Origin of the sequence: Pseudoalteromonas sp. SR45-6 (assembly GCF_014163545.1) — a bacterium.
Classification (GTDB): domain Bacteria; phylum Pseudomonadota; class Gammaproteobacteria; order Enterobacterales; family Alteromonadaceae; genus Pseudoalteromonas; species Pseudoalteromonas rhizosphaerae.
The window spans coordinates 175925-195504 of record NZ_JACJDM010000002.1 but is presented as its reverse complement, the minus strand read 5'-3'; the positions used below and the strand labels follow the sequence as shown (position 1 = coordinate 195504).

General features: G+C 40.6%; 16 protein-coding genes. 10 read left to right on the top strand and 6 right to left on the bottom strand.

Annotation, left to right across the window (positions count from 1 at the left end):
• Window positions 1–271: 271 nt before the first annotated feature.
• The 5 genes from H5158_RS02020 to H5158_RS02000 are packed head-to-tail and all read left to right on the top strand — an operon-like array spanning window position 272 to window position 5356.
• Window positions 272–2089 (top strand): glycoside hydrolase family 3 protein, encoded by a 1818-nt coding sequence (locus tag H5158_RS02020; protein ID WP_182717339.1) that lies wholly within the window; start codon window positions 272–274, stop codon window positions 2087–2089.
• A 17-nt stretch (window positions 2090–2106) separates the two neighbouring features.
• Window positions 2107–2904, top strand: coding sequence for a putative hydro-lyase (locus H5158_RS02015; protein ID WP_149980357.1), 798 nt, complete (start codon window positions 2107–2109; stop codon window positions 2902–2904).
• Between the two features lie 12 nt (window positions 2905–2916).
• Window positions 2917–3648 carry a 5-oxoprolinase subunit PxpA gene (locus H5158_RS02010; protein WP_182717351.1) on the top strand — a complete coding sequence of 244 codons (732 nt, stop codon included), beginning with the start codon at window positions 2917–2919 and terminating at the stop codon, window positions 3646–3648.
• A complete protein-coding gene (locus tag H5158_RS02005) occupies window positions 3633–4499 on the top strand; it encodes a glutamate cyclase domain-containing protein (protein WP_182717338.1) in 867 nt (288 codons plus the stop codon). The genes H5158_RS02010 and H5158_RS02005 overlap by 16 nt, the downstream gene beginning before the upstream one ends.
• On the top strand, window positions 4499–5356 hold the full coding sequence (locus H5158_RS02000; RefSeq protein ID WP_182739350.1) for an aminotransferase class IV: 858 nt from the start codon (window positions 4499–4501) through the stop codon (window positions 5354–5356). The genes H5158_RS02005 and H5158_RS02000 overlap by 1 nt, the downstream gene beginning before the upstream one ends.
• Before the next feature lie 74 nt (window positions 5357–5430).
• On the opposite strand, the gene H5158_RS01995 is transcribed toward H5158_RS02000, so the two are convergent.
• Window positions 5431–6138, bottom strand: coding sequence for a WD40 repeat domain-containing protein (locus H5158_RS01995; RefSeq protein ID WP_182717337.1), 708 nt, complete (start codon window positions 6136–6138; stop codon window positions 5431–5433).
• A gap of 98 nt (window positions 6139–6236) precedes the next feature.
• On the opposite strand from H5158_RS01995, the gene H5158_RS01990 reads away from it, so the two are divergent.
• Window positions 6237–6956 carry a 4'-phosphopantetheinyl transferase gene (locus H5158_RS01990; protein ID WP_182717336.1) on the top strand — a complete coding sequence of 240 codons (720 nt, stop codon included), beginning with the start codon at window positions 6237–6239 and terminating at the stop codon, window positions 6954–6956.
• Window positions 6957–7055: 99 nt separating this feature from the next.
• Complete coding sequence (locus tag H5158_RS01985) at window positions 7056–9080, top strand: S9 family peptidase (RefSeq protein ID WP_182739349.1); 2025 nt, start codon at window positions 7056–7058, stop codon at window positions 9078–9080.
• 627 nt (window positions 9081–9707) lie between these two features.
• Here the strand turns inward: H5158_RS01985 and H5158_RS01980 are convergent.
• Window positions 9708–11309: an isocitrate lyase gene (locus H5158_RS01980; RefSeq protein ID WP_145238853.1), complete on the bottom strand. Its 1602-nt coding sequence runs from the start codon at window positions 11307–11309 to the stop codon at window positions 9708–9710.
• A 256-nt stretch (window positions 11310–11565) separates the two neighbouring features.
• Between H5158_RS01980 and H5158_RS01975 the strand changes: the two genes are divergently transcribed.
• Window positions 11566–13743, top strand: coding sequence for a malate synthase G (locus H5158_RS01975; protein WP_182739348.1), 2178 nt, complete (start codon window positions 11566–11568; stop codon window positions 13741–13743).
• Between the two features lie 205 nt (window positions 13744–13948).
• Here the strand turns inward: H5158_RS01975 and H5158_RS01970 are convergent, their stop codons facing one another.
• The 4 genes from H5158_RS01970 to H5158_RS01955 form a co-directional block, all read right to left on the bottom strand.
• Window positions 13949–14674, bottom strand: a complete 726-nt coding sequence (locus H5158_RS01970; protein WP_182739347.1) for a YebC/PmpR family DNA-binding transcriptional regulator — start codon at window positions 14672–14674, stop codon at window positions 13949–13951.
• Between the two features lie 167 nt (window positions 14675–14841).
• Window positions 14842–15477, bottom strand: a complete 636-nt coding sequence (locus tag H5158_RS01965) for an HAD family hydrolase (protein ID WP_182739346.1) — start codon at window positions 15475–15477, stop codon at window positions 14842–14844.
• 161 nt (window positions 15478–15638) lie between these two features.
• A complete protein-coding gene (locus H5158_RS01960; RefSeq protein ID WP_149980350.1) occupies window positions 15639–16157 on the bottom strand; it encodes a DUF6702 family protein in 519 nt (172 codons plus the stop codon).
• On the bottom strand, window positions 16157–18598 hold the full coding sequence (locus H5158_RS01955) for a M1 family metallopeptidase (protein WP_149980349.1): 2442 nt from the start codon (window positions 18596–18598) through the stop codon (window positions 16157–16159). Before H5158_RS01955 ends, H5158_RS01960 begins: the two co-directional genes overlap by 1 nt.
• Before the next feature lie 305 nt (window positions 18599–18903).
• On the opposite strand from H5158_RS01955, the gene H5158_RS01950 reads away from it, so the two are divergent.
• Together H5158_RS01950 and H5158_RS01945 are read left to right on the top strand one after the other, a co-directional pair.
• Complete coding sequence (locus H5158_RS01950; RefSeq protein ID WP_182739345.1) at window positions 18904–19158, top strand: hypothetical protein; 255 nt, start codon at window positions 18904–18906, stop codon at window positions 19156–19158.
• 128 nt (window positions 19159–19286) lie between these two features.
• A complete protein-coding gene (locus H5158_RS01945; protein WP_145238872.1) occupies window positions 19287–19526 on the top strand; it encodes a hypothetical protein in 240 nt (79 codons plus the stop codon).
• Window positions 19527–19580: the final 54 nt, after the last annotated feature.

The following is a 19580-nucleotide window of genomic DNA, read 5'->3' as shown; positions in this document are numbered from 1 at the left end:
CTCGTCTAATATTATTTTTTTTCATCTAAATAACTATTAACTCTTAATATTTATGTAATGATCAGGCAAGCATGTGATTCGTCGGTGGTTTTTGCAGTTCTGCAAAAAAAACGTTAATGTGACAAAAATATGTTGTATTTTAATCCAAAATGGCATTACCATCAGGAATAAAATATTCATAAATAAAATAAGCAATTCAGCTTTGGAGCCTACTGTGTTAAATAAGTTTGCCATATCATCAATTCTCTTTGGACTAGGGTGTTTATTACCAATGAAATCGACCTTTGCAGCGACCAATTTAACCCTTGAGCAACAGCTTGGCCAAAAGCTGATGCTCGATTTTCGTTATTATTGTGAGCAAGACAGCGAGAACACACCTGAGCAAAAATGCCGTAATGCAGTCACTGAATTACCTGCAGATTTAGCCAAGGTGATCACTAAACATAATATTGGTGGGGTGATCTTATTTGCTGAAAATATCGATAATATTGCGCAAATTGTTAAATTAAATAATGCTATGCAACAAGCTGCGGCAAAGTCGAGCTTAGGCGCACCATTATTTATTTCAATTGACCAAGAAGGCGGACGTGTTGCACGTATTCCTCGTGATATTGCCACTTCATTTACTGGTAATATGTCGATTGGCGCAAGTTATGCGGTTCACGGCACCAAGTTTGCTACACAATCTGCACAAGTGATTGCTGATGAATTAAAAGCCATTGGTGTGAATGTTAACTATGCACCAACTGTTGATGTAAACATGAACCCTGATAACCCGGTTATTAATGTGCGCTCATACGGTGAAGATCCAACACTTGTGAGTATTTTAGGTGGCGCACAAGTTGCTGGCTTTGAAGGTAATGGCGTAATTACCTCACTGAAACACTTTCCAGGCCATGGTGATACAAACGTTGATAGCCACACTGGCTTGCCAAAAGTAATGCACGATAAAGAAACTATCTGGGAAAAAGATTTACCTCCGTTTCAAACTATTATTAAAAAGCAAAACCCTGGCATGATCATGACTGCGCATATTCAGTACCCAGCACTGGATAGCAGCACATTTGTTAGTAAAGATGGCAAAACCATGATCAAACCTGCGACGATGTCGCATAAAATCATCAGCGAATTATTACGCGATGAAATGGGCTATCAAGGTGTAGTGATCACCGATGCGCTAGATATGGCTGGTATTAGCCACTTTTTCGAACCAATTGAAGCCGTTGTAAATACCTTTGCTGCCGGGGTTGATATTGCTTTGATGCCAATTGAAATTCGTAGTCCAAAAGATTTAGTCGTATTAGATAAACTGATCAGCCGCTTAGTGAGCGAAGTTGAAAAAGGTAATTTACAAGCCGACGAAGTCGCTATCTCTGCTCAACGCATCATCAATTTAAAAAGTAAATTTAAACTGACCACAGAGCTTGACGAATCGTTAGCAATGCAAAAAGCACAACTTATTCTCGGTGATGATAATCATCGCAAAGTCGAAGCAGAGCTGGCTCTTGCCGCCATTACCCAAGTTAAAAATGACCAGCACACTTTACCGATTAAACTGACGACAAATAGTAAAGTACATATCATCATGCCTGATACCCGCAAGTGTTTGGCGCTACAACAGGCAATTACAGAAAATACTCAACAACCACTTGCATTTAGCTGCACCAGTTTACAAGGCTTTGAGCCCACAGCGACGTTAAAAGCAATCAATGAAGCGGATATCATCATTGCAGGCAATGCATCACCAAACCAAAGCGCGGTAGAAATTGGCGGCATGGATGACCTTGCTGATAACCCTGCATTTGCAATTGCAAAATCGGCGCAAGGTCCGGCACTTGAAAAACTGCTTCAGCAAGCGCAACAAGCTGATAAGAAAACCGTTTTTGTTAGTTTACGAGCACCATACGATATTGCCACATTTGGCCAATATGCGGATGCAATTTTAGCAACTTATGCGTATAACATAGATGTAGATAATGATGTTAAAGTAGCAGGGCCAGCTTTTACTGCTCTTGCAAAAGTACTAGTTGGTAAAAAGCCAGCGCAAGGTACTTTGCCTGTTACCGTCAGTGGCATTAACAACAACTAAAAGTTTACGAGGATACTATGCAACATAACGCATCACTTACTACGCCTTACGCTATTCGTAATATGATCAGGAATGAAGATTATACCGGTAGTACATCGGGCTTTGTTCCCGGCTTTGTACAGGCTAATTTAGTGATTTTGCCCCAGCGCTATGCGTTTGATTTTTTACAATTTTGCCAAGCAAACAAAAAAGCGTGCCCAATTGTAGCAAGTAGCCGCACGCCTGGAGCTACCAGCATTCCAAATGTTGCGCATGATTTAGATATTAGGACTGACATACCTCGCTATCGTATTTTTAAAAATGGCCAATTGATTGAAGAAGTAACGAATATCAAAGAGCAATGGCGCGACGACTTGGTCACTTTTTTAATTGGTTGCTCGTTTTCATTTGAAGAGTCGTTAAAGTTGGCGGGCCTAGAAATACGTAATATTACGGAAAATAAAAATGTACCTATGTACATGACTAATATTCCTTGCGAAAGCGCCGGTATATTTCATGCTAACATGGTCGTTAGTATGCGACCGATGAAGCCGGCAGATGCGATTCGGGCAATCCAAATATGTAGCCGCTTTCCAGATGTGCATGGAGCGCCAGTTCACTTTGGGGATCCAGCTGCAATAGGTATTAAAGATATTAATCGCCCTAACTTTGGTGAATCTGTCACCATTAAAGACGGTGAAGTACCGGTATTTTGGGCCTGTGGTGTCACGCCGCAAGTAGCCATAGCTAATGCTGCGCCTGATTTTTGCATTACACATAGCCCAGGTCATATGCTGATCACCGACATTCAAAACGCCCATATCTCGGCTTTTTAAACGGGAATAATGATGAAGCTCAATTGTGATTTAGGGGAAAGCTTTGGTGCATGGCAAATGGGCCTTGATGAAGAGGTAATGCCGCATATTGATATGGCTAATATTGCTTGTGGTTTTCATGGCGGTGATAGTGATGTTCTAGCACGCACCCTGATGCTTGCTAAACAACATGATGTCATTATAGGCGCGCACCCCAGCTATCCTGATAAACAGGGCTTTGGGCGTCGCTCCATGGCATTAACACCACAAGAGCTAAGCAATTGCCTGCATTATCAAATAGCCGCAATTGAAGGTATGGCAAGAGTACAAGGCCTCACTTTAGAGTATGTGAAGCCACATGGCGCGTTATATAACGATATGATGGCCGATAAAACAATTTTGACCACGGTGATGCAAGCTGTTGCCAGTTACCCGAGCCCTTTAAAACTAATGCTTCTCGCCACTGCGAAAGCAGAGCAACATCAACAACTTGCTCAACAATATCACCTTGAATTAATTTTAGAAGCATTTGCTGATCGCCAATATACCGATGACGGTCAATTAGTATCACGGAAAATTGCTGGTAGTGTGCATGATAAACCTGCGCTAATAGCGCAAGTTAAACAGTTACTCGCCACCGGCTGCGTAACCACACAATCGGGCAACCAACTGCCTTTACACGCCGACAGTTTATGTGTGCATGGCGATAACGCAGCAGGCATTGCCCTAATTCAAGAGATCAAAGCGTTATGCCACACTCGTTAAGTGATGAACAATTAAGTCAAGCAATCGAAACCATGATGGTAGAACAAAACCTACGTGGTATGCAAAATCTCTATGCCTATCAACAGACAGGGACTTATCTGCGCGCTGCAAAGTCGTTATTTGATGCCAAAAGTACGGTACTCATTGGTACCGGTTTTGCCGTCAAGCAAACCTTTGAAACCGATGGCCCTGTTGGCGCCATTGCTTTATACAATGCTTTAATTACGCTAGGTAAAAATCCTATTTTAGTCTGTGGAAACCCCCTTTACAGTGCACTGAAAAATGAATTTAACTGTTTTGAATTGCCACTGAATAATTTTACTGATGCAATGGCTTTTAGCAAAGCTGCGCTGGCTGAATTAAAGCCAGATTGCGTATTGTCTATCGAGCGCCCCGGGCTGTGTCACGGCAATAAATATTACAATATGCGTGGTATTGATATTTCGGCTGATTGTGGTTGTTTTGATTTTTTTGTCAGCCAAGCCTCCTGCCCAACGGTAGCTATTGGTGATGGCGGTAACGAAATAGGGATGGGCAATTTATCACAATATATGACTGAGCTGAGCATTATGCCGTGCCTTACTTGCTGCGATGAACTGCTGTTAGCGGATGTATCAAACTGGGCAGCTTACGGCATTATTGCGTTTTTAAGCCGCTGGCATAGCCAAGACTTACTCGCAGAAGTCGATACTTTAGCAATCCTGCAATATTTGAGTGAACGTGGCAGTGTAGATGGCGTTACTCACAAAAACGAATTAACCGAAGATGGCTTACATGCTATGCATGGCCAACAACTCATCGCAAGACTACGTCAGCTTAGCGATGTTGCCAATCAGAATGAGGATTTATAATGAGTACGGTGTATTTAAACGGCGACTATATGAACGCAGAGCACGCAAAAATATCGCCAATGGACAGAGGCTTTTTATTTGGCGATGGTATTTACGAAGTGATCCCTGCCTATAATGGCAACATGCTTGGCTTTGCAGCGCATATTGAACGCATGAAAAATGGTTTAAATGAACTGGAAATTGTACTCGATTATACAGCTGATACATGGCGTGAAATCTGCCAGCAGCTGTGTGAGAAAAATCACGGTGAAAACCTTGGTATTTATTTGCACGTTAGCCGTGGCGCTGATACTAAGCGTGCTCATGCCTACCCGAGTGGTATTACGCCAACGGTATTTGCCTACGCCTTTGAAATTCCAGCACAACCCGTTAGTGATATCGACAACGCCACGACTTATACTGTATCCGTTGAGCAAGATAAGCGCTGGCAGCGTTGCCACATCAAGTCAACCGCATTACTCGGCAACGTGATTCATTACCAGAATGGTGCGGCGGCTGGCAATAAAGAAACCATTTTATACAATCGCTTAGATGAGCTTACCGAAGCAAGCTCAAGTAATGTGTTTATTGTTAAAGATGGCGTGATCAGCACCCCCCCATTGGATAACCAAATTTTACCGGGTATCACTCGCTGGTTAATTTTAACGATATTACACAGCCACAGTGACTTTAAAGTTCAAGAACGTATTATTACTAAGCAGGAACTATTTGCAGCCGATGAAGTATGGATCACCAGTGCCACAAAAGAAGTTGGCCCAGTCGTAAAACTCAACGGTCAACTGGTCGCTGATGGCAAACCAGGGAAAATATGGCAACAAGTACAGAGCTTATTTACTGAACATAAGTTTGATTATTAATAGCGCTAAGTGGTAATTATAAAAGCCGGGTTTGTTAAGTAAACACGGCTTTTAAAATCCAATTAAATTTTCGCTTACTTAGACTGATACGGCCAAACTTCTAGTACTCCATCACTGCTTTCGCTGACAATTGTTTTATTTTCTTTATCATACGCTACAGCTAAAACTGAGCCACGAATGCGCAGTTGTGTCGCTTTATACTCAGCCAATAATGTACCATCTTTTACACGCCATAATTGTATCGTGCTTTTCGGTGAGCCGGTAAAAAACCTTTTATCATCATTTACAAACCGCGAGTGGTTAAACTCTATAAAATTAGTAAATATATTTAGCTCAGCTTTTTTAATACCGGTGTTTAAATCAAGAAATATACGATCATCAACAGAATCTATCGCAAAACCTAAACTTGCATTTTCGTTTATACTGACATGATTAACACGAGTCGCTAATTTGAACTCTTTTAAAATAGTGCCATCTTTCGTTGACCATAAATAACTAAACTTATCGCTTGAACCGCTTAATGCTGTTTGTCCATCTGCAGATAGTGCTACAGAATTAATATCAAGGCGATGAACTTGAAATAGCGTATTTTGCTTCGTTAGAGAGTTGATCACATCAGCTTCACAGCTACGATAGCCTACCACTATTAACTGACCGTTTGCTGATATTGCAATATCACGAGCAATGTTTTTCCCTGTTGACCAACTACCCAGTAGTTGACCATTTGCAACTGAAAATAATATTAATGCTAAAATAAATATGTTAGTAAATCTCTTAACCAAAGCTCAGCTTAAATAGTCATAGCCTTTACTTTATTTATGAAGTTATTAGCGTATTATCAAAGTCTTACTAATGACACTAAACAAAACAGCAAAATGTTATGGATTTTTCTCTTTATACTAAACTGAGCCCACAACTTAGTCATAATAGTTATTGTTGTGAGTTTGACAGTAGCAGTTTTATTGACAGTGACTTTTTAAATTATCAGATTGTGTTACCGCAACAACTACAAAAGGCTGTTGTTAAACGAAGAGCTGAATACCTCGCCGGCCGTTTTTGCGCAAAACAGGTGTTAACCGCCCTCAATATCCCCTGTTTTGATATTATCTCAGGCCCCGATCGCGCGCCCATATGGCCTAAAAACATTATTGGTAGCATTACCCACACGCAAGGGATCGCAATGGCCATGGCATGTCAGCACACTGATATCACTGGAATTGGTATTGATATAGAGCAACTAATGAGTGCCAAACAAGAGCTAGAGCTACAAAAGCAAATTTTGCATCCTGATGAATATCCACTTTTTAGGCGATTGGCTGGGCAGCTTTCACATCCATTAACCGTCATTTTTTCAGCAAAAGAAAGTATTTTTAAAGCACTATATCCAAGCGTAAAGCAATTTTTTGGTTTTGAAGCTGCACAGCTAATTGCTTTTAATCAGCAACAATTGCAGTTTAAAATTACTAAATCGCTCGCAGAGCAAGTGCCTCAAGACACTTACGTAACCGTTTTCTATCAATGTAATAAAAGTGTAGTACTCACCGAGTGTGAATTTACTATCGCAGCTCAACCACTCAAAAATACTAATGTCGGCAAGTAGCCACTAATAATCAATCAGGTATTCATCGCATGATGGTGTACCTTTGGGTTTTGTTATTCTATAACGGTTAGGTGCGATAATTAATAACAAGGAATTAAAATGAAATTGATTGCCCCCGCAGCCCTCCTAACCTCGCTGTGTTTTTCAGTATTAGCCAATGATAACCTGCAAACTTTTCAACTAGAAAATGTATTCGACCTTGAATATGCCAATCAAATTGAAATGACTAACGACGGTAAAACCGTCTACTTTGTTCGAAATCGGATGGACATTAAATCAGATAGTAAAGTTAGTAATATTTGGTCTGTCGACAGTAGTTCAAAGCAATTACAACCGCTTACATCGGGTGTACATATGGATTACTCCCCTGTCTTGTCGCCAGACCAATCACGTTTAGCGTTTATTTCAACTCGTGATGGCAGTAGCCAAATTTATGTAAAATGGCTAAAAACAGGCGCTGTTGCAAAAATTAGTAATCTTACTCAAAGCCCTGCAAGTTTGCAGTGGTCACCTAATGGTCGGCAATTACTGTTTAGCCAATTTGTACCGAGTAAAGTTAGTTCTCCTATTAACTTACCAGGCAAGCCTGAAGGTGCCAGCTGGGCAGAGCCTGCTAAATTTATTGATGACGTATATTATCGTGCCGATGGCGGCGGTTATACCAAGCCTGGTTTTCGTCATTTGTTTACTATTGATGCCAATGGCGGTAATGCCCGTCAGTTAACCTCTGGCGACTTTGATCATGGCGGGCCAGTTAGCTTTTCTGAAGATGGTAACAGCCTTTATTTTTCGGCTAATCGCCATGCTGACTTTAAACTCAAACCAACAAATTCTGAAATATATCAGCTGACATTAAATGATCTACAAATAACAGCGCTTACCGACCGAGAAGGTCCTGATCAGCAACCGCAAATATCACCAGATGGGCGTTATCTTGCCTATACCGGTTATGATGATAAACGTACCAATTATGAAAATACCCAGCTATATATTCGCGATTTAAAATCGGGTGATACCACAAGTTTAACCGCTGATTTTGACCGCAGTGTCGAGCAAATTAAATGGGCTGATAATTCTAGAGGGCTTTATTTTAGTTACGCCAGTGAAGGCCAAACCGCACTCGCTTATCAACCACGTAGCGGCAAACGAAAAGTGATCACACAAAAAATAGGGAGTGTTTCCTTCGGTCGCCCTTATTCTGGTGGTGACTTTGATATAAGCGACGATGGTGATGTGGCAATCACGCTTGCTGATACCCAACGTCCTGCTGATATAGCAATAGTTAAAAATGGTAAAACACAACGTTTAACAAAATTAAATGACGACGCGCTTGGTAATAAACAGCTGGCAAAAGTAGAAGAAATTTGGCTGAAATCAAGTTATGACGACTTACCAATTCAAGGTTGGGTCGCCTACCCTCCTGGGTTTGATAGTAGTAAAAAATATCCCCTTATTTTAGAAATACACGGCGGCCCTGTCGCTAACTACGGTCCACACTTTAGCGCTGAAATACAATTATTTGCCGCTAAAGGTAATGTGGTTTTATATATGAACCCGCGTGGTAGTGATTCATACGGGAAGGAGTTCGCGCAAACTATTCATCACAATTATCCTAGTAACGATTTTGATGACTTAATGACTGGCGTTGATGCGCTTATTGGCAAAGGTTTTATTGATCAGTCAAAACTATTTGTAACCGGTGGCTCTGGTGGCGGTGTACTTACGGCGTGGATTGTTGGCCATACCGACAGATTTGCCGCCGCTGTTGTTGCCAAGCCGGTGATCAATTGGATCAGCTTTGTACTAACTGCTGACTTCTACCCATTCTTTGCCGATTACTGGTTCCCAGGTAAGCCATGGGATCATATTGAGCATTATATGAAACGCTCGCCAATTAGCTATGTTGGTAATGTTAAAACACCAACCATGCTACTCACTGGTGAAGCGGATTACCGCACTCCTATTTCTGAGACCGAGCAATTCTATCAAGCATTAAAGCTACAAGGAGTTGATACAGCAATGGTACGTATTCCTGATGCATCACATGGCATAACAAAACGGCCGTCAAACTTGATGGCTAAAGTCGCTTATATTCAATGGTGGTTTGATAAGCATAGTAAATAGAAATTAGTTAGCGGCGAGAGTAAAGTTAACAAGTTGCAAGTGTGAAGCTAGAAACCGTAGCTTGGTCCTTAACAACTTTTACTCTCGCTAATTTGTCACTAGTCAAATCCCCTGTAAACCCCCTTTACAAAAAGTGAGTGCTCATTCACATATTCTAAAGTTTACACAAATATCGGACTTTGTAAAAAATCGAGTTAGTAAAATTTCGGTTTATGACATTTTTTGGTCATTGAGTTAGTAAAAAATCGGTTTGAGTCACTGTTTATGGCGTTTAAGTTGGTAAAAAAGTGGTTTGTAGTCGGTTAGAGTTGGTAAAAAATCGGTTTATATTTTCTGATTAATGGCTAATAACGGCCATTTTTATCAAAATCCCCCCTTTCCAAAGAGCTAAAAGCTGATTAAATCGCTAAATTGATAAGAAATACCGCAAAAAAATTTACTTGATAAAAATCTGATCCAAAAATTGAAAGTAAATCTGATGCTAGTTAAATACTGATCCAAGCCTTAGTTAAAATCTGATCTGAGCGGTAAAGTTAGCAGGTGTAAAGCTGTATATCCTGTGTAATTGCTAGCATCAAAAAAAGGGCCTTACGGCCCTTTGTAACATTGTTGAGTTGGACTGTTATGTTAGAACTGGTTCATAGTGTTTGCTTCGCCGCCAGCTTTAAGCGCATTTTCACCTGAGAAGTACTCTTTATGGGTATCTCCCATGTTAGAACCTGCTAAGTCTTGATGCTTAACGGATGCTTGTTCGCGGCGAATTTCTTGACGCTGCACATCACGTACATAAGCCAGCATACCTAAGTCACCAAAGTAGCCTTCTGACAGAATATCAGTGCTCAATGCAGCCGTGTGATAGGTCGGTAGCGTAATTAAGTGGTGGAAAATACCAGCTTCGCGCGCGCCATCACGTTGGAAGTTTTGTACTAACTCATCTGCTGCGACTGCAAGTTCAGTTGCATCCATCTCTGGTGCCATTAGCGCCTTATTATCATCAATACTTGGATAAGCAGATAAGTCTTTGCCTTCGTCTAACCACTGTTGATAAACTTGCTCGCGGAATTTCAATGTCCAGTTGAAAGAAGGTGAATTGTTATAAACCAGTTTAGCGTCAGGAACTTGCTCTTTAACCCGATTAACCAGTTCAGCAATTTGTTTTACATGTGGTTTTTCAGTTTCAATCCACAGTAAATCAGCACCCGACTGCAAGCTGGTAATACAATCTAGTACAACACGGTCTTTTTCTGTGCCTTCGCGAAATTGGTATAAACCATTATCAAGGCGAGTCGGCTTACATAGTTGGCCGTTCAGCTTCATTGCCGTATCACCTTCATTTAAATCTTCAACACCGTTAATTGGCGTGGTTTCTAAAAACGCATTGTACTGACTAGCAAGGTCGCCAGGTGTTTGTGATACCGGCACTTTTTGGGTCAAGCTAGCACCAAGTGAGTCAGTACGTGCGACAATAATACCGTTATCAATACCCAGTTCTAAAAAGGCATAACGCACGGCGTTAATTTTTGCTAAAAAGTCTTCGTGTGGCACAGTTACTTTACCTGCTTGGTGACCACATTGTTTCGCGTCTGAAACTTGGTTTTCGATTTGGATAGCACATGCCCCCGCTTCAATCATTTTTTTAGCGAGTAAGTAGGTTGCTTCTTCATTACCAAAACCAGCATCAATATCTGCGATGATCGGTACCACATGACTTTCAAAGTTATCTATTTTATCAAGTACCGCTTGTACATCACCACCAGTTGCTTTGGCGTTATCTAAGTCTTTAAATAAATGGTCAAGTTCACGAGCATCGGCTTGTTTTAGGAAAGTATAAATTTCTTCAATCAACGCCGGTACTGAGGTTTTTTCGTGCATACTTTGATCCGGTAGTGGGCCGAACTCAGAGCGCAGCGCAGCAACCATCCAACCGCTTAGGTATACGTAGCTACGCTTAGTGGTTTTTTGGTGACGTTTAATCGCCATCATCATTTGTTGGGCAGTAAAACCATGCCAGCAACCAAGCGATTGTGTGTATTGGCTGGTATCAGCATCATATGCAGCCATATCTTCACGCATGATGTCAGCTGTAAACTGAGCGATGTCTAATCCCGTACGAAAACGATTTTGCAAACGCATACGACTTGCGTATTCAGGATTAATTGCTTGCCATGTTTTACCTTGTGCTTGACAAAGTGTAGCTAAAGTATCGGTTTCACGTTGATAAGTAGTCATAATAAAAAATCCTCTGAACGGGTTAAAACTAAATTTTATTTATATGGTTGTGTGAGAGGCTAAGAGTTAATGCTCTGTAGCGCTTAAATCAACATTAGGCCGATTTATTGGATTTAGTAAATTTATAGTTGTTATGCTGGCTATATATTTAGTGAATGGCTAAAAGAACACCTATTGCGTATTTTTAGGTTATGGTTAACAAAAGATTGCTCACATGCAGTCAATTGCACCGCGACCGTTTAAAAGGATATCGATTATGACACTCTCTCACAGCCAATTTGGATTAACCGTAGATAACCAATTAGCCGATTTTGTTAACCAGCAACTGCTACCCGGTACAGGTATTAGCGAACAACACTTTTGGCAAGGATTTGCTGAAATTATTGATGATCTTAGTCCGCTTAACCGTGCATTATTAGTCAAGCGTGAAGACCTACAACACCAAATTGATAGCTATCACCTAGCAAATAAACACTGGGATGCAGCGCAATACCAACAGTTTTTAACTGACATTGGTTATTTAGTCCCTGAGCCCGATAATTTTTGCATTGAGACAGAAAATGTTGAGCCTGAAATAGCCCGCACAGCTGGCCCTCAGCTGGTTGTGCCAGTAAGTAATGCACGCTTTGCACTTAATGCCGCTAACGCACGCTGGGGGTCGTTATACGATGCCTTATACGGCACTGATGTACTTAGCGAAGAAGATGGCGCTGAAAAAGGCAGCAACTATAATCCTGTTCGCGGTTTTAAAGTAATGGCCTACGCAAGGCAGTTTTTAGATAAAGCGTTACCACTTGAAAATGGCTCACATATTGAAAGTACTAATTATTCGGTAGTTAATGGCCAGCTCATCATCACCTTACGTGATAGCTCACAAACAGGCTTAAAACAACCAGCGCAACTTATTGGTTTTCAAGGTGAAGCACAAAACCCCAGGGCAATTTTATTACTCAGTCATGGCCTCCATATAGAGCTACAAATAGATCATAATCATAGCATTGGTGCAGCCGACAAAGCGGGCTTAAAAGACGTCCTCCTCGAAGCTGCACTTACCACCATTATGGATTGTGAAGACTCCGTTGCCGCCGTTGACGGCGAAGATAAAGTGCAAGTTTATCAAAATTGGTTAGGCTTAATGAAAGGCACTCTCGCTGAGTCATTCACAAAAGATGGCAAAACGGTTGAGCGTACACTCGCTAAAGACCGCAGTTATTTAGGTATTGATGGGAAACCGCTAAGTCTAAAAGGGCGTAGTATGATGTTTGTGCGTAATGTTGGCCATTTAATGACAAACCCTGCGATTCAAGATAGCCAAGGCCGCGACGTATTTGAAGGTATCATGGATGCAATGATCACGGTCACTGCCGCACTGCATGACTTAAATGGCAATAGCCCGGTAAAAAATTCAACTGCAGCCAGTATCAATATCGTCAAACCGAAAATGCATGGTCCTGAAGAAGTTGCTTTTACCAATACATTATTTAGTCGTATTGAACAGCTTTTACAGTTACCCAAAAACACCATCAAAATGGGCATTATGGATGAAGAGCGCCGTACATCGGTGAACTTAAAAGCCTGTATTAATGCTGCTAAACAACGTGTGGTATTTATCAATACTGGCTTTTTAGACCGTACAGGTGATGAAATTCATACCTCAATGCAAGCAGGTGTAGTATTACCAAAAGCAGCCATTAAACAACAACCTTGGATCAATGCTTATGAAGACAGAAATGTCGATATCGGTTTGCAAACCGGGTTAAGTGGTCGCGCACAAATAGGCAAAGGTATGTGGCCAATGCCCGATAAAATGGCGTTGATGATGGAGCAAAAAATTGCCCATCCGCAAGCAGGCGCTAATACAGCCTGGGTGCCCTCCCCTACTGCAGCCACCTTACATGCTATGCACTATCATGACGTTGATGTGTTTGCCTGTCAAAAAGCGATTGCCCAGCGTCAACAAGCTAGTTTAACAGAACTATTAACTCCGCCTTTGATGGTTGATCCTAATAGTTTGAGCAAAGAAGATATTCAGGCAGAGCTGGATAACAATGCTCAAGGTATTTTAGGTTATGTAGTACGTTGGATTGATCAAGGTGTAGGCTGTTCTAAAGTGCCTGACATTAACCATATAGGATTAATGGAAGATAGGGCTACACTGCGTATTTCAAGCCAACATATGGCTAACTGGTTGCAGCATGGGGTATGCACGCAAGCACAAATAGAAACTACTATGGCGAAAATGGCAAAAGTAGTGGATAGCCAAAATGAAGGGGATCCGGCTTATGTTAATATGGCTGATTCAGTGCAAAGCTTAGCACAAAGTATTGCATATCAAGCGGCATTAGCCCTTGTATTAGAAGGAGTTAAACAACCCAGTGGTTATACTGAACCATTGTTGCATGCGTTTCGTATAAAATATAAAGCGCAACAATAACTCCCCTTCGAGTTTGTTAGTGTCATATTGCCAGCCCTCGGGCTGGTTTTTTTTGCTTAAATTATCCTTTAACCATAACTTTGCTGAATAATCAGCATTCAGAAAAATAAGCCATCAACAACAAAAAAGCACATTCCAGCAATGAAATGCGCTTTTGTATCTTCTCGAAACTAGTGTTACTACTGGCTAAATTTATAACTTCAGCCTAATTCACTACCGTGGCGTTATGATAAACGTTTTGTACGTCGTCACAATCTTCCAACATTGCAATAAATTTATCAAAATTAGCGATAACATCGGCATCAGTAATTTCTATATGCACTTGTGGCACGAAGGTGATTTCGTCAACTTCAAAAATAATACCTGCAAACGCCTCTTCTAATGCTGTTTTTGCTTTGTAATATTCGGCATGTGGAGCAAAAACCGATACTTTGCCATCTTCAACTTCTACATCGGTTACATCAACATCAGCCATCATTAAAGCTTCAAGTACCACTTCATCATCGTCACCACTAAAACCAAGTACAGCTAAATGATCAAACATATGTGCTACACAGCCTGGTGTACCTATTTTTGAGTCAGTTTTAGTAAACGGTAAGCGAACATCTTTAATAGTACGATTTGGGTTATCTGTTAAACAGTCAACAATCACCATACAGTTACCTGGGCCATAGCCTTCGTAACGGGCTGTTGCATAATCTTCACCAGCTCCGCCAGCAGCTTTCTCTATCGCTTTTTCGATGACATGTGCTGGTACTTGATCTCGCTTCGCGCGTTCGATTAAGCGTTTTAGCGACTGGTTTACTTCTGGATCAGGTTCACCATTTTTTGCTGCTACGTAAATTTCTTTACCGTACTTAGAATTAACTTTGGTTTTAGCATTGGCTGTTTTCGCCATGGAGCTTTTACGTACTTCAAATGCTCTGCCCATCTTATGCCTCTATTGGAAACTCGATATTGGCAACATTTTAACAACTTGCGCAGTATTGAGCTAGTGATTAAATGACTGCAAAATCACAATTATGACATTTCGTTTAACAGTAACTACGCTTACAAAAGTTAAACAACACGCCATTTAACATAATACTAAAATTCTACTTAAACTGAAGCATTTATAAGTCGAGATTGTCGTGTTTGCCCTAAATTATTTATTAACTTAGGTAATTCAGAAAAATGGTGCAGAATATAATCAGCTTGTTCTGCATATGCAGGAACATCACTCGGTGCATATAAACAAGCACGCATATTGGCATTATGTGCAGCCTGGATATCATAAAGATAATCACCAACATAAAGTATATGTTGCTGATCTATTCCCCATAACGTTGCAATTGCATTCAAAGCACTCGGATCTGGCTTAGGGGGGGCATCACTACGCGTGAGTACAGTTTGAATTGGCAACGGATTATTTTTTAATTTCAGCGCAGTAGCGCGGTCGTAATTACGTGTCACGATTGCCATTGGTATTGCTTGCTCTTTTAAACGCGCGATAGCTTGCGCTACACCGGGTAACAACGTTGCATGTTGAGCATCAATAAGCTCATGCTGATGGACAATATTCATTGCTTCCTCACGCATGTAAGGCGAAGGAAGACCATCAATAAAACTAAGTAGATCATGCTCGTCAGGGCAACCAACTTGAGCTTTGATAAGAGTAAAATCAAGTTCAGATGATACTAAGGTGCCATCTAAATCAAAAATTACCCCAGCTACTGTACTTTGATACATATTCATACCACTCCTTGTATATGATTTAATTTTCATCCAAATTACTTACTTTAAGATAGTTTACGCAATTAGATATGAAAAGGAACATATTCGTATTTAATATAAAAATTAATAAAAAACGCGCACAAAACTACTGTGCGCGTCGGTTGGGGGACTTTTAAATTTGCCTACTTTGTTTGCTCTACCGCTGTATTAGCTGGTTCAAAGCGCGCTTCTAGCCAAGTGTCATCTTGGGTAAAGTGCAGTGTTTTCACTTTGCCTTTACCTTCAACATTAACCATATTCACTTGCGCAGGCCATAAATCGCGCAGCGCGCCGTGACTCATACGGATACCTTTAATATCCTTTGGGATCGGTGCTTCTTGATAAACCCAAAAAAACTTACCATCAACTTGCGCACCCACTTCCTTCAGCACTAGCGGCTCACCATCGAGTGTTTGTAAAGCAACATGTGATTCGATGTAATCTACAAAGCGTTGTTGATCTTCTTTATTACTAATAATATCTGCACCACCGGCAAATAAATGCTCCACAGCATGCTCGGTATCATGTAAATAAAAACGATGCATTAGCTCAATATTACTAGTACGTTTATTAAATAAAACTGTAGTTACTGATGCTTTAAGTTGATGCGCCATCGCTGGCATAGCAACTATAAAAGCAAGAATAATAAGCATAAAACGCATTATTCTTGCTCCTTATCGCTGTCTTTTTCGTCACCTGTTTTTAGCTCAGTTTTAATATCGTGCATGATATCGCGGCTGACTTTGGCTTTACTTTGCTCTTTTTTATACACTTCAATACGTGAAGGGATAATACGACGAGGGTAGTTATTATTTTCAACATCTACGTCTGCAGTTTCCCAACGAGGATCAACCGTTACTGATACCAAAGGCTTGTTCTTATCAGTAATAATAAGTTTTTGCACATGTTTGTGGTTGCGACGCCAGATTTCGGCAGGGATCATACGATCTTCTTTAGTACCATCTTCATAGCTAAGCTCAAGTAAAATTGGCATTACTAGGCCGCCTAAATTCGAAAATTCAAGCACGTAATAGTTTTTATCTTCTGCAACTGCGCGATCGAGTACTTTACGCTCCCATGGCTCTAAGCCTTTTAAGAATTTATTATACGAGTTGCGCTCTTTGTTAGTAACAGTGAAGCGGTCGTTTTCATCGTAGAAATCAGTTACGTCGGAGTTTTCTTCAACCCATAGCTTTTTAGCTTCAGCCTTATTGCGTTCCACAAATAGTGGCATAGGTTTAGCCGCTTCAATATCACGTAGGCGATTAAAATCTATATCAGGATTTTTAGTATCTAAACGTAATTGATAGACTTTATCGAGCGAGATATCAACATGATCAGTGCTATAGAACCAGCCACGCCAGAACCAATCTAAATCAACACCTGATGCTTCTTCCATAGTACGGAAAAAATCAGCAGGGGTAGGGCGCTTGTACTTCCAACGCTGGGCGTACTCTTTAAACGCAAAATCAAACAGCTCACGACCTAAAATCACTTCACGCAAAATATTCAGTGCGGCCGCAGGTTTGGTATAAGCATTAGGCCCTAAACGCAGTACGCTGTCTGACTGAGTCATTACCGGCACTTGATTTTCAGACTTCATGTAGGCAACAACGTCACGTGGTTCAACCCCCCATGGAATAGTTGGATCCCATTCACGCCCAGCAACACCATCTAAAAAGCTGTTTAAACCTTCATCCATCCAAGTCCATTGGCGCTCATCAGAGTTCACCACCATAGGAAAATAAATATGACCAACCTCGTGGATCACCACGCCAATTAAAAAGCGCTTTTCAGCTTGTGAATAAGTACGCGAACCGTCATCCTGTAACTCAGTTCGAGGGCCATTAAATGTGATCATTGGATATTCCATACCGCCTACTGGACCATTGACTGACTGCGCAACAGGGTATGGATAATCAAATGAAAAGCGTGAATAAACTTCCATTGTATGTACGATTGCTTCGGTCGAATACTTCTTCCATAGATCGCCACCTTCTTTGGGGAAAAATGACATAGCCATCACTAATGGCTGATCATTACCGCCTTGTTGATAACCTTTTGCATCCCACATAAATTTACGCGACGACGCCCATGCAAAGTCACGCACATTTTCAGCTTTAAAGTGCCATGTTTTGGTCTTGTCTGTGCCTTCTTTTTCATTTTCTAAGGCTTCATCTTCAGTAACGATAAATACTGGGCGCTTTGTATTTTTGGCTTGTTCTAAACGGTTTCGCTGAGTACGGGTCAGCACGCTACTAGCATTATCAAGCTTACCCGTTGCAGAGACGATATGATCGGCAGGAACAGTGATCTCAACATCATAATCACCAAATTCTAGCGTAAACTCTCCACTGCCTAAAAAGGCTTTATTAGTCCATGCTTCGTAATCTGTATAAGCAGCTAAACGTGGAAACCATTGAGCAAGTAAGAATATGTCGTTGCCATCTTTTTCAAAATGCTCGTAACCAGAGCGAGCGCCAACGGCATCTTCTTCGACGATGTTAAAAGCAAAGTCCATGCTGAATTCAGTGTCTTTGCCTGGTTTCAGTGGTTCATTTAAGTCAATACGCATTAGTGTATCAACAACTGTGACTTTTAATTCTTTACCGTTATCATCTTTAACATTAGCAATTGTAAAGCCAAGTTCATTGTCACTCATAAATTGTTGACGACGTAACTGACTTAAACTTAATTTAGTTGCTTTTGGTTGTGGATCTCCCTGTAGGGCAGAGCCGTTAAATGTAGCAGTACGTTCTGCAATAGAGTCGCTTTTAAAAATATTTTGATCGAGTTGCAACCATAAATACTTGAGTGTGTGCGGTGAATTATTTTTATACTCTATGGTTTGACTTGCTGTTAAGCGACGTGCATTTTCATCAAGCTTTACATCGATGTCGTAATTAACATGCTGCTGCCAATATTTTTCACCAGGCTCACCTGCTGCACTACGATAAACATTCGGTGTAGGCAGCACTTCATCAAGTTGGCGAAACTTATCAACATAACTGCCTTTTGTTTGCTCAACTGCAGAAGCCATAACAGTACTTGAGAGAGCTAACGGTAAAAATATAGCCCCTAAAGTTACAACTGCTTTTTTCATAATTAATCCTGTTAATTTTTCGTAAGCATACTTTGTCAAAATAGTGAGATATATTCAATGAAATAGCGATAAACCGCCGCATTTATAGGGTAAAAAATAACTTATTCTTAAATACTGATGATTAACAACAAGGCAATTATTGTAAAGGGGGTTTACAGCAACTTTTGTACGAAATTCAGGCTTAATTAATGCAAGTCAATTACAGTTAGCTTTACAGTTTGTAAACACGTTAACCTAAACGATGAGTAGTAAACCCTCATACCATAGTATTGAATAAGTTAGCTGACAGCTTGCAGGGGTAACCGATGAAATTTTACATTGTAAAAAAAGATAATAGTGTTGCGGCAATTCCAGCTCAGACTAAGCAACTAAATGAATATCAAAAGCGGGGCTTTAAGTTTGTTGAAGTCGTTGCGGCTTGCGATAAAAACGACGCACTCGCTCGCTTTCCAAAACATAGTAAAAAACGTAAAAAGTGGCTTGTTTTATGCAGTAGTTTGGTGGTTATAAGCATAACTTTTAGCTTAATTTCGGCTATTTTTGTATTAATGGCTAAATAATGAATTCTTTAGTTGACCTTTATAGTCATTTGTATTTAAAATCGCCCACTTTTTTGATTTGAGGGGGTTAAAAGCATCGCTTTTTTCCTCAAAAGTGTTTCAACATACTAGTAAAATGCGGTGGGCATATGGATTTTTATATCCTAAAAAAACAACAAGAAGTAATTGCAATTCCAGCAGATGAACAAAGTTGTAAACAGTATTTAGATTCAGGTTATTTTTATATTGATAAAGTAGCTGCCTGTAACGAAACGAATGCGTTAAAAGTACTGCAGGCCAAACAAACCAAAGCTCTCAAAGTACCATTAGTGCTGGCATTGTTAGCTTTACCCATGGTGATCTTTGCTTGGTATAACCTAACAAGTTAAAGATTCAGCTTGTGCCCTTGCATCTTAATTTAGCTTGGGTATATTGACGCTCTT

Bases quoted from the DNA above. Each gene is read 5' to 3' on its own strand.
- H5158_RS01970 (WP_182739347.1), bottom strand. From the start codon at position 14,674: ATGGGCAGAGCATTTGAAGTACGTAAAAGCTCCATGGCGAAAACAGCC.
- H5158_RS01945 (WP_145238872.1), top strand. From the start codon at position 19,287: ATGGATTTTTATATCCTAAAAAAACAACAAGAAGTAATTGCAATTCCA.
- H5158_RS01960 (WP_149980350.1), bottom strand. From the start codon at position 16,157: ATGCGTTTTATGCTTATTATTCTTGCTTTTATAGTTGCTATGCCAGCG.
- H5158_RS02005 (WP_182717338.1), top strand. From the start codon at position 3,633: ATGCCACACTCGTTAAGTGATGAACAATTAAGTCAAGCAATCGAAACC.
- H5158_RS01980 (WP_145238853.1), bottom strand. From the start codon at position 11,309: ATGACTACTTATCAACGTGAAACCGATACTTTAGCTACACTTTGTCAA.
- H5158_RS01955 (WP_149980349.1), bottom strand. From the start codon at position 18,598: ATGAAAAAAGCAGTTGTAACTTTAGGGGCTATATTTTTACCGTTAGCT.
- H5158_RS01990 (WP_182717336.1), top strand. From the start codon at position 6,237: ATGGATTTTTCTCTTTATACTAAACTGAGCCCACAACTTAGTCATAAT.
- H5158_RS01985 (WP_182739349.1), top strand. From the start codon at position 7,056: ATGAAATTGATTGCCCCCGCAGCCCTCCTAACCTCGCTGTGTTTTTCA.
- H5158_RS02000 (WP_182739350.1), top strand. From the start codon at position 4,499: ATGAGTACGGTGTATTTAAACGGCGACTATATGAACGCAGAGCACGCA.
- H5158_RS01965 (WP_182739346.1), bottom strand. From the start codon at position 15,477: ATGAATATGTATCAAAGTACAGTAGCTGGGGTAATTTTTGATTTAGAT.
- H5158_RS02015 (WP_149980357.1), top strand. From the start codon at position 2,107: ATGCAACATAACGCATCACTTACTACGCCTTACGCTATTCGTAATATG.
- H5158_RS02020 (WP_182717339.1), top strand. From the start codon at position 272: ATGAAATCGACCTTTGCAGCGACCAATTTAACCCTTGAGCAACAGCTT.
- H5158_RS02010 (WP_182717351.1), top strand. From the start codon at position 2,917: ATGAAGCTCAATTGTGATTTAGGGGAAAGCTTTGGTGCATGGCAAATG.
- H5158_RS01950 (WP_182739345.1), top strand. From the start codon at position 18,904: ATGAAATTTTACATTGTAAAAAAAGATAATAGTGTTGCGGCAATTCCA.
- H5158_RS01975 (WP_182739348.1), top strand. From the start codon at position 11,566: ATGACACTCTCTCACAGCCAATTTGGATTAACCGTAGATAACCAATTA.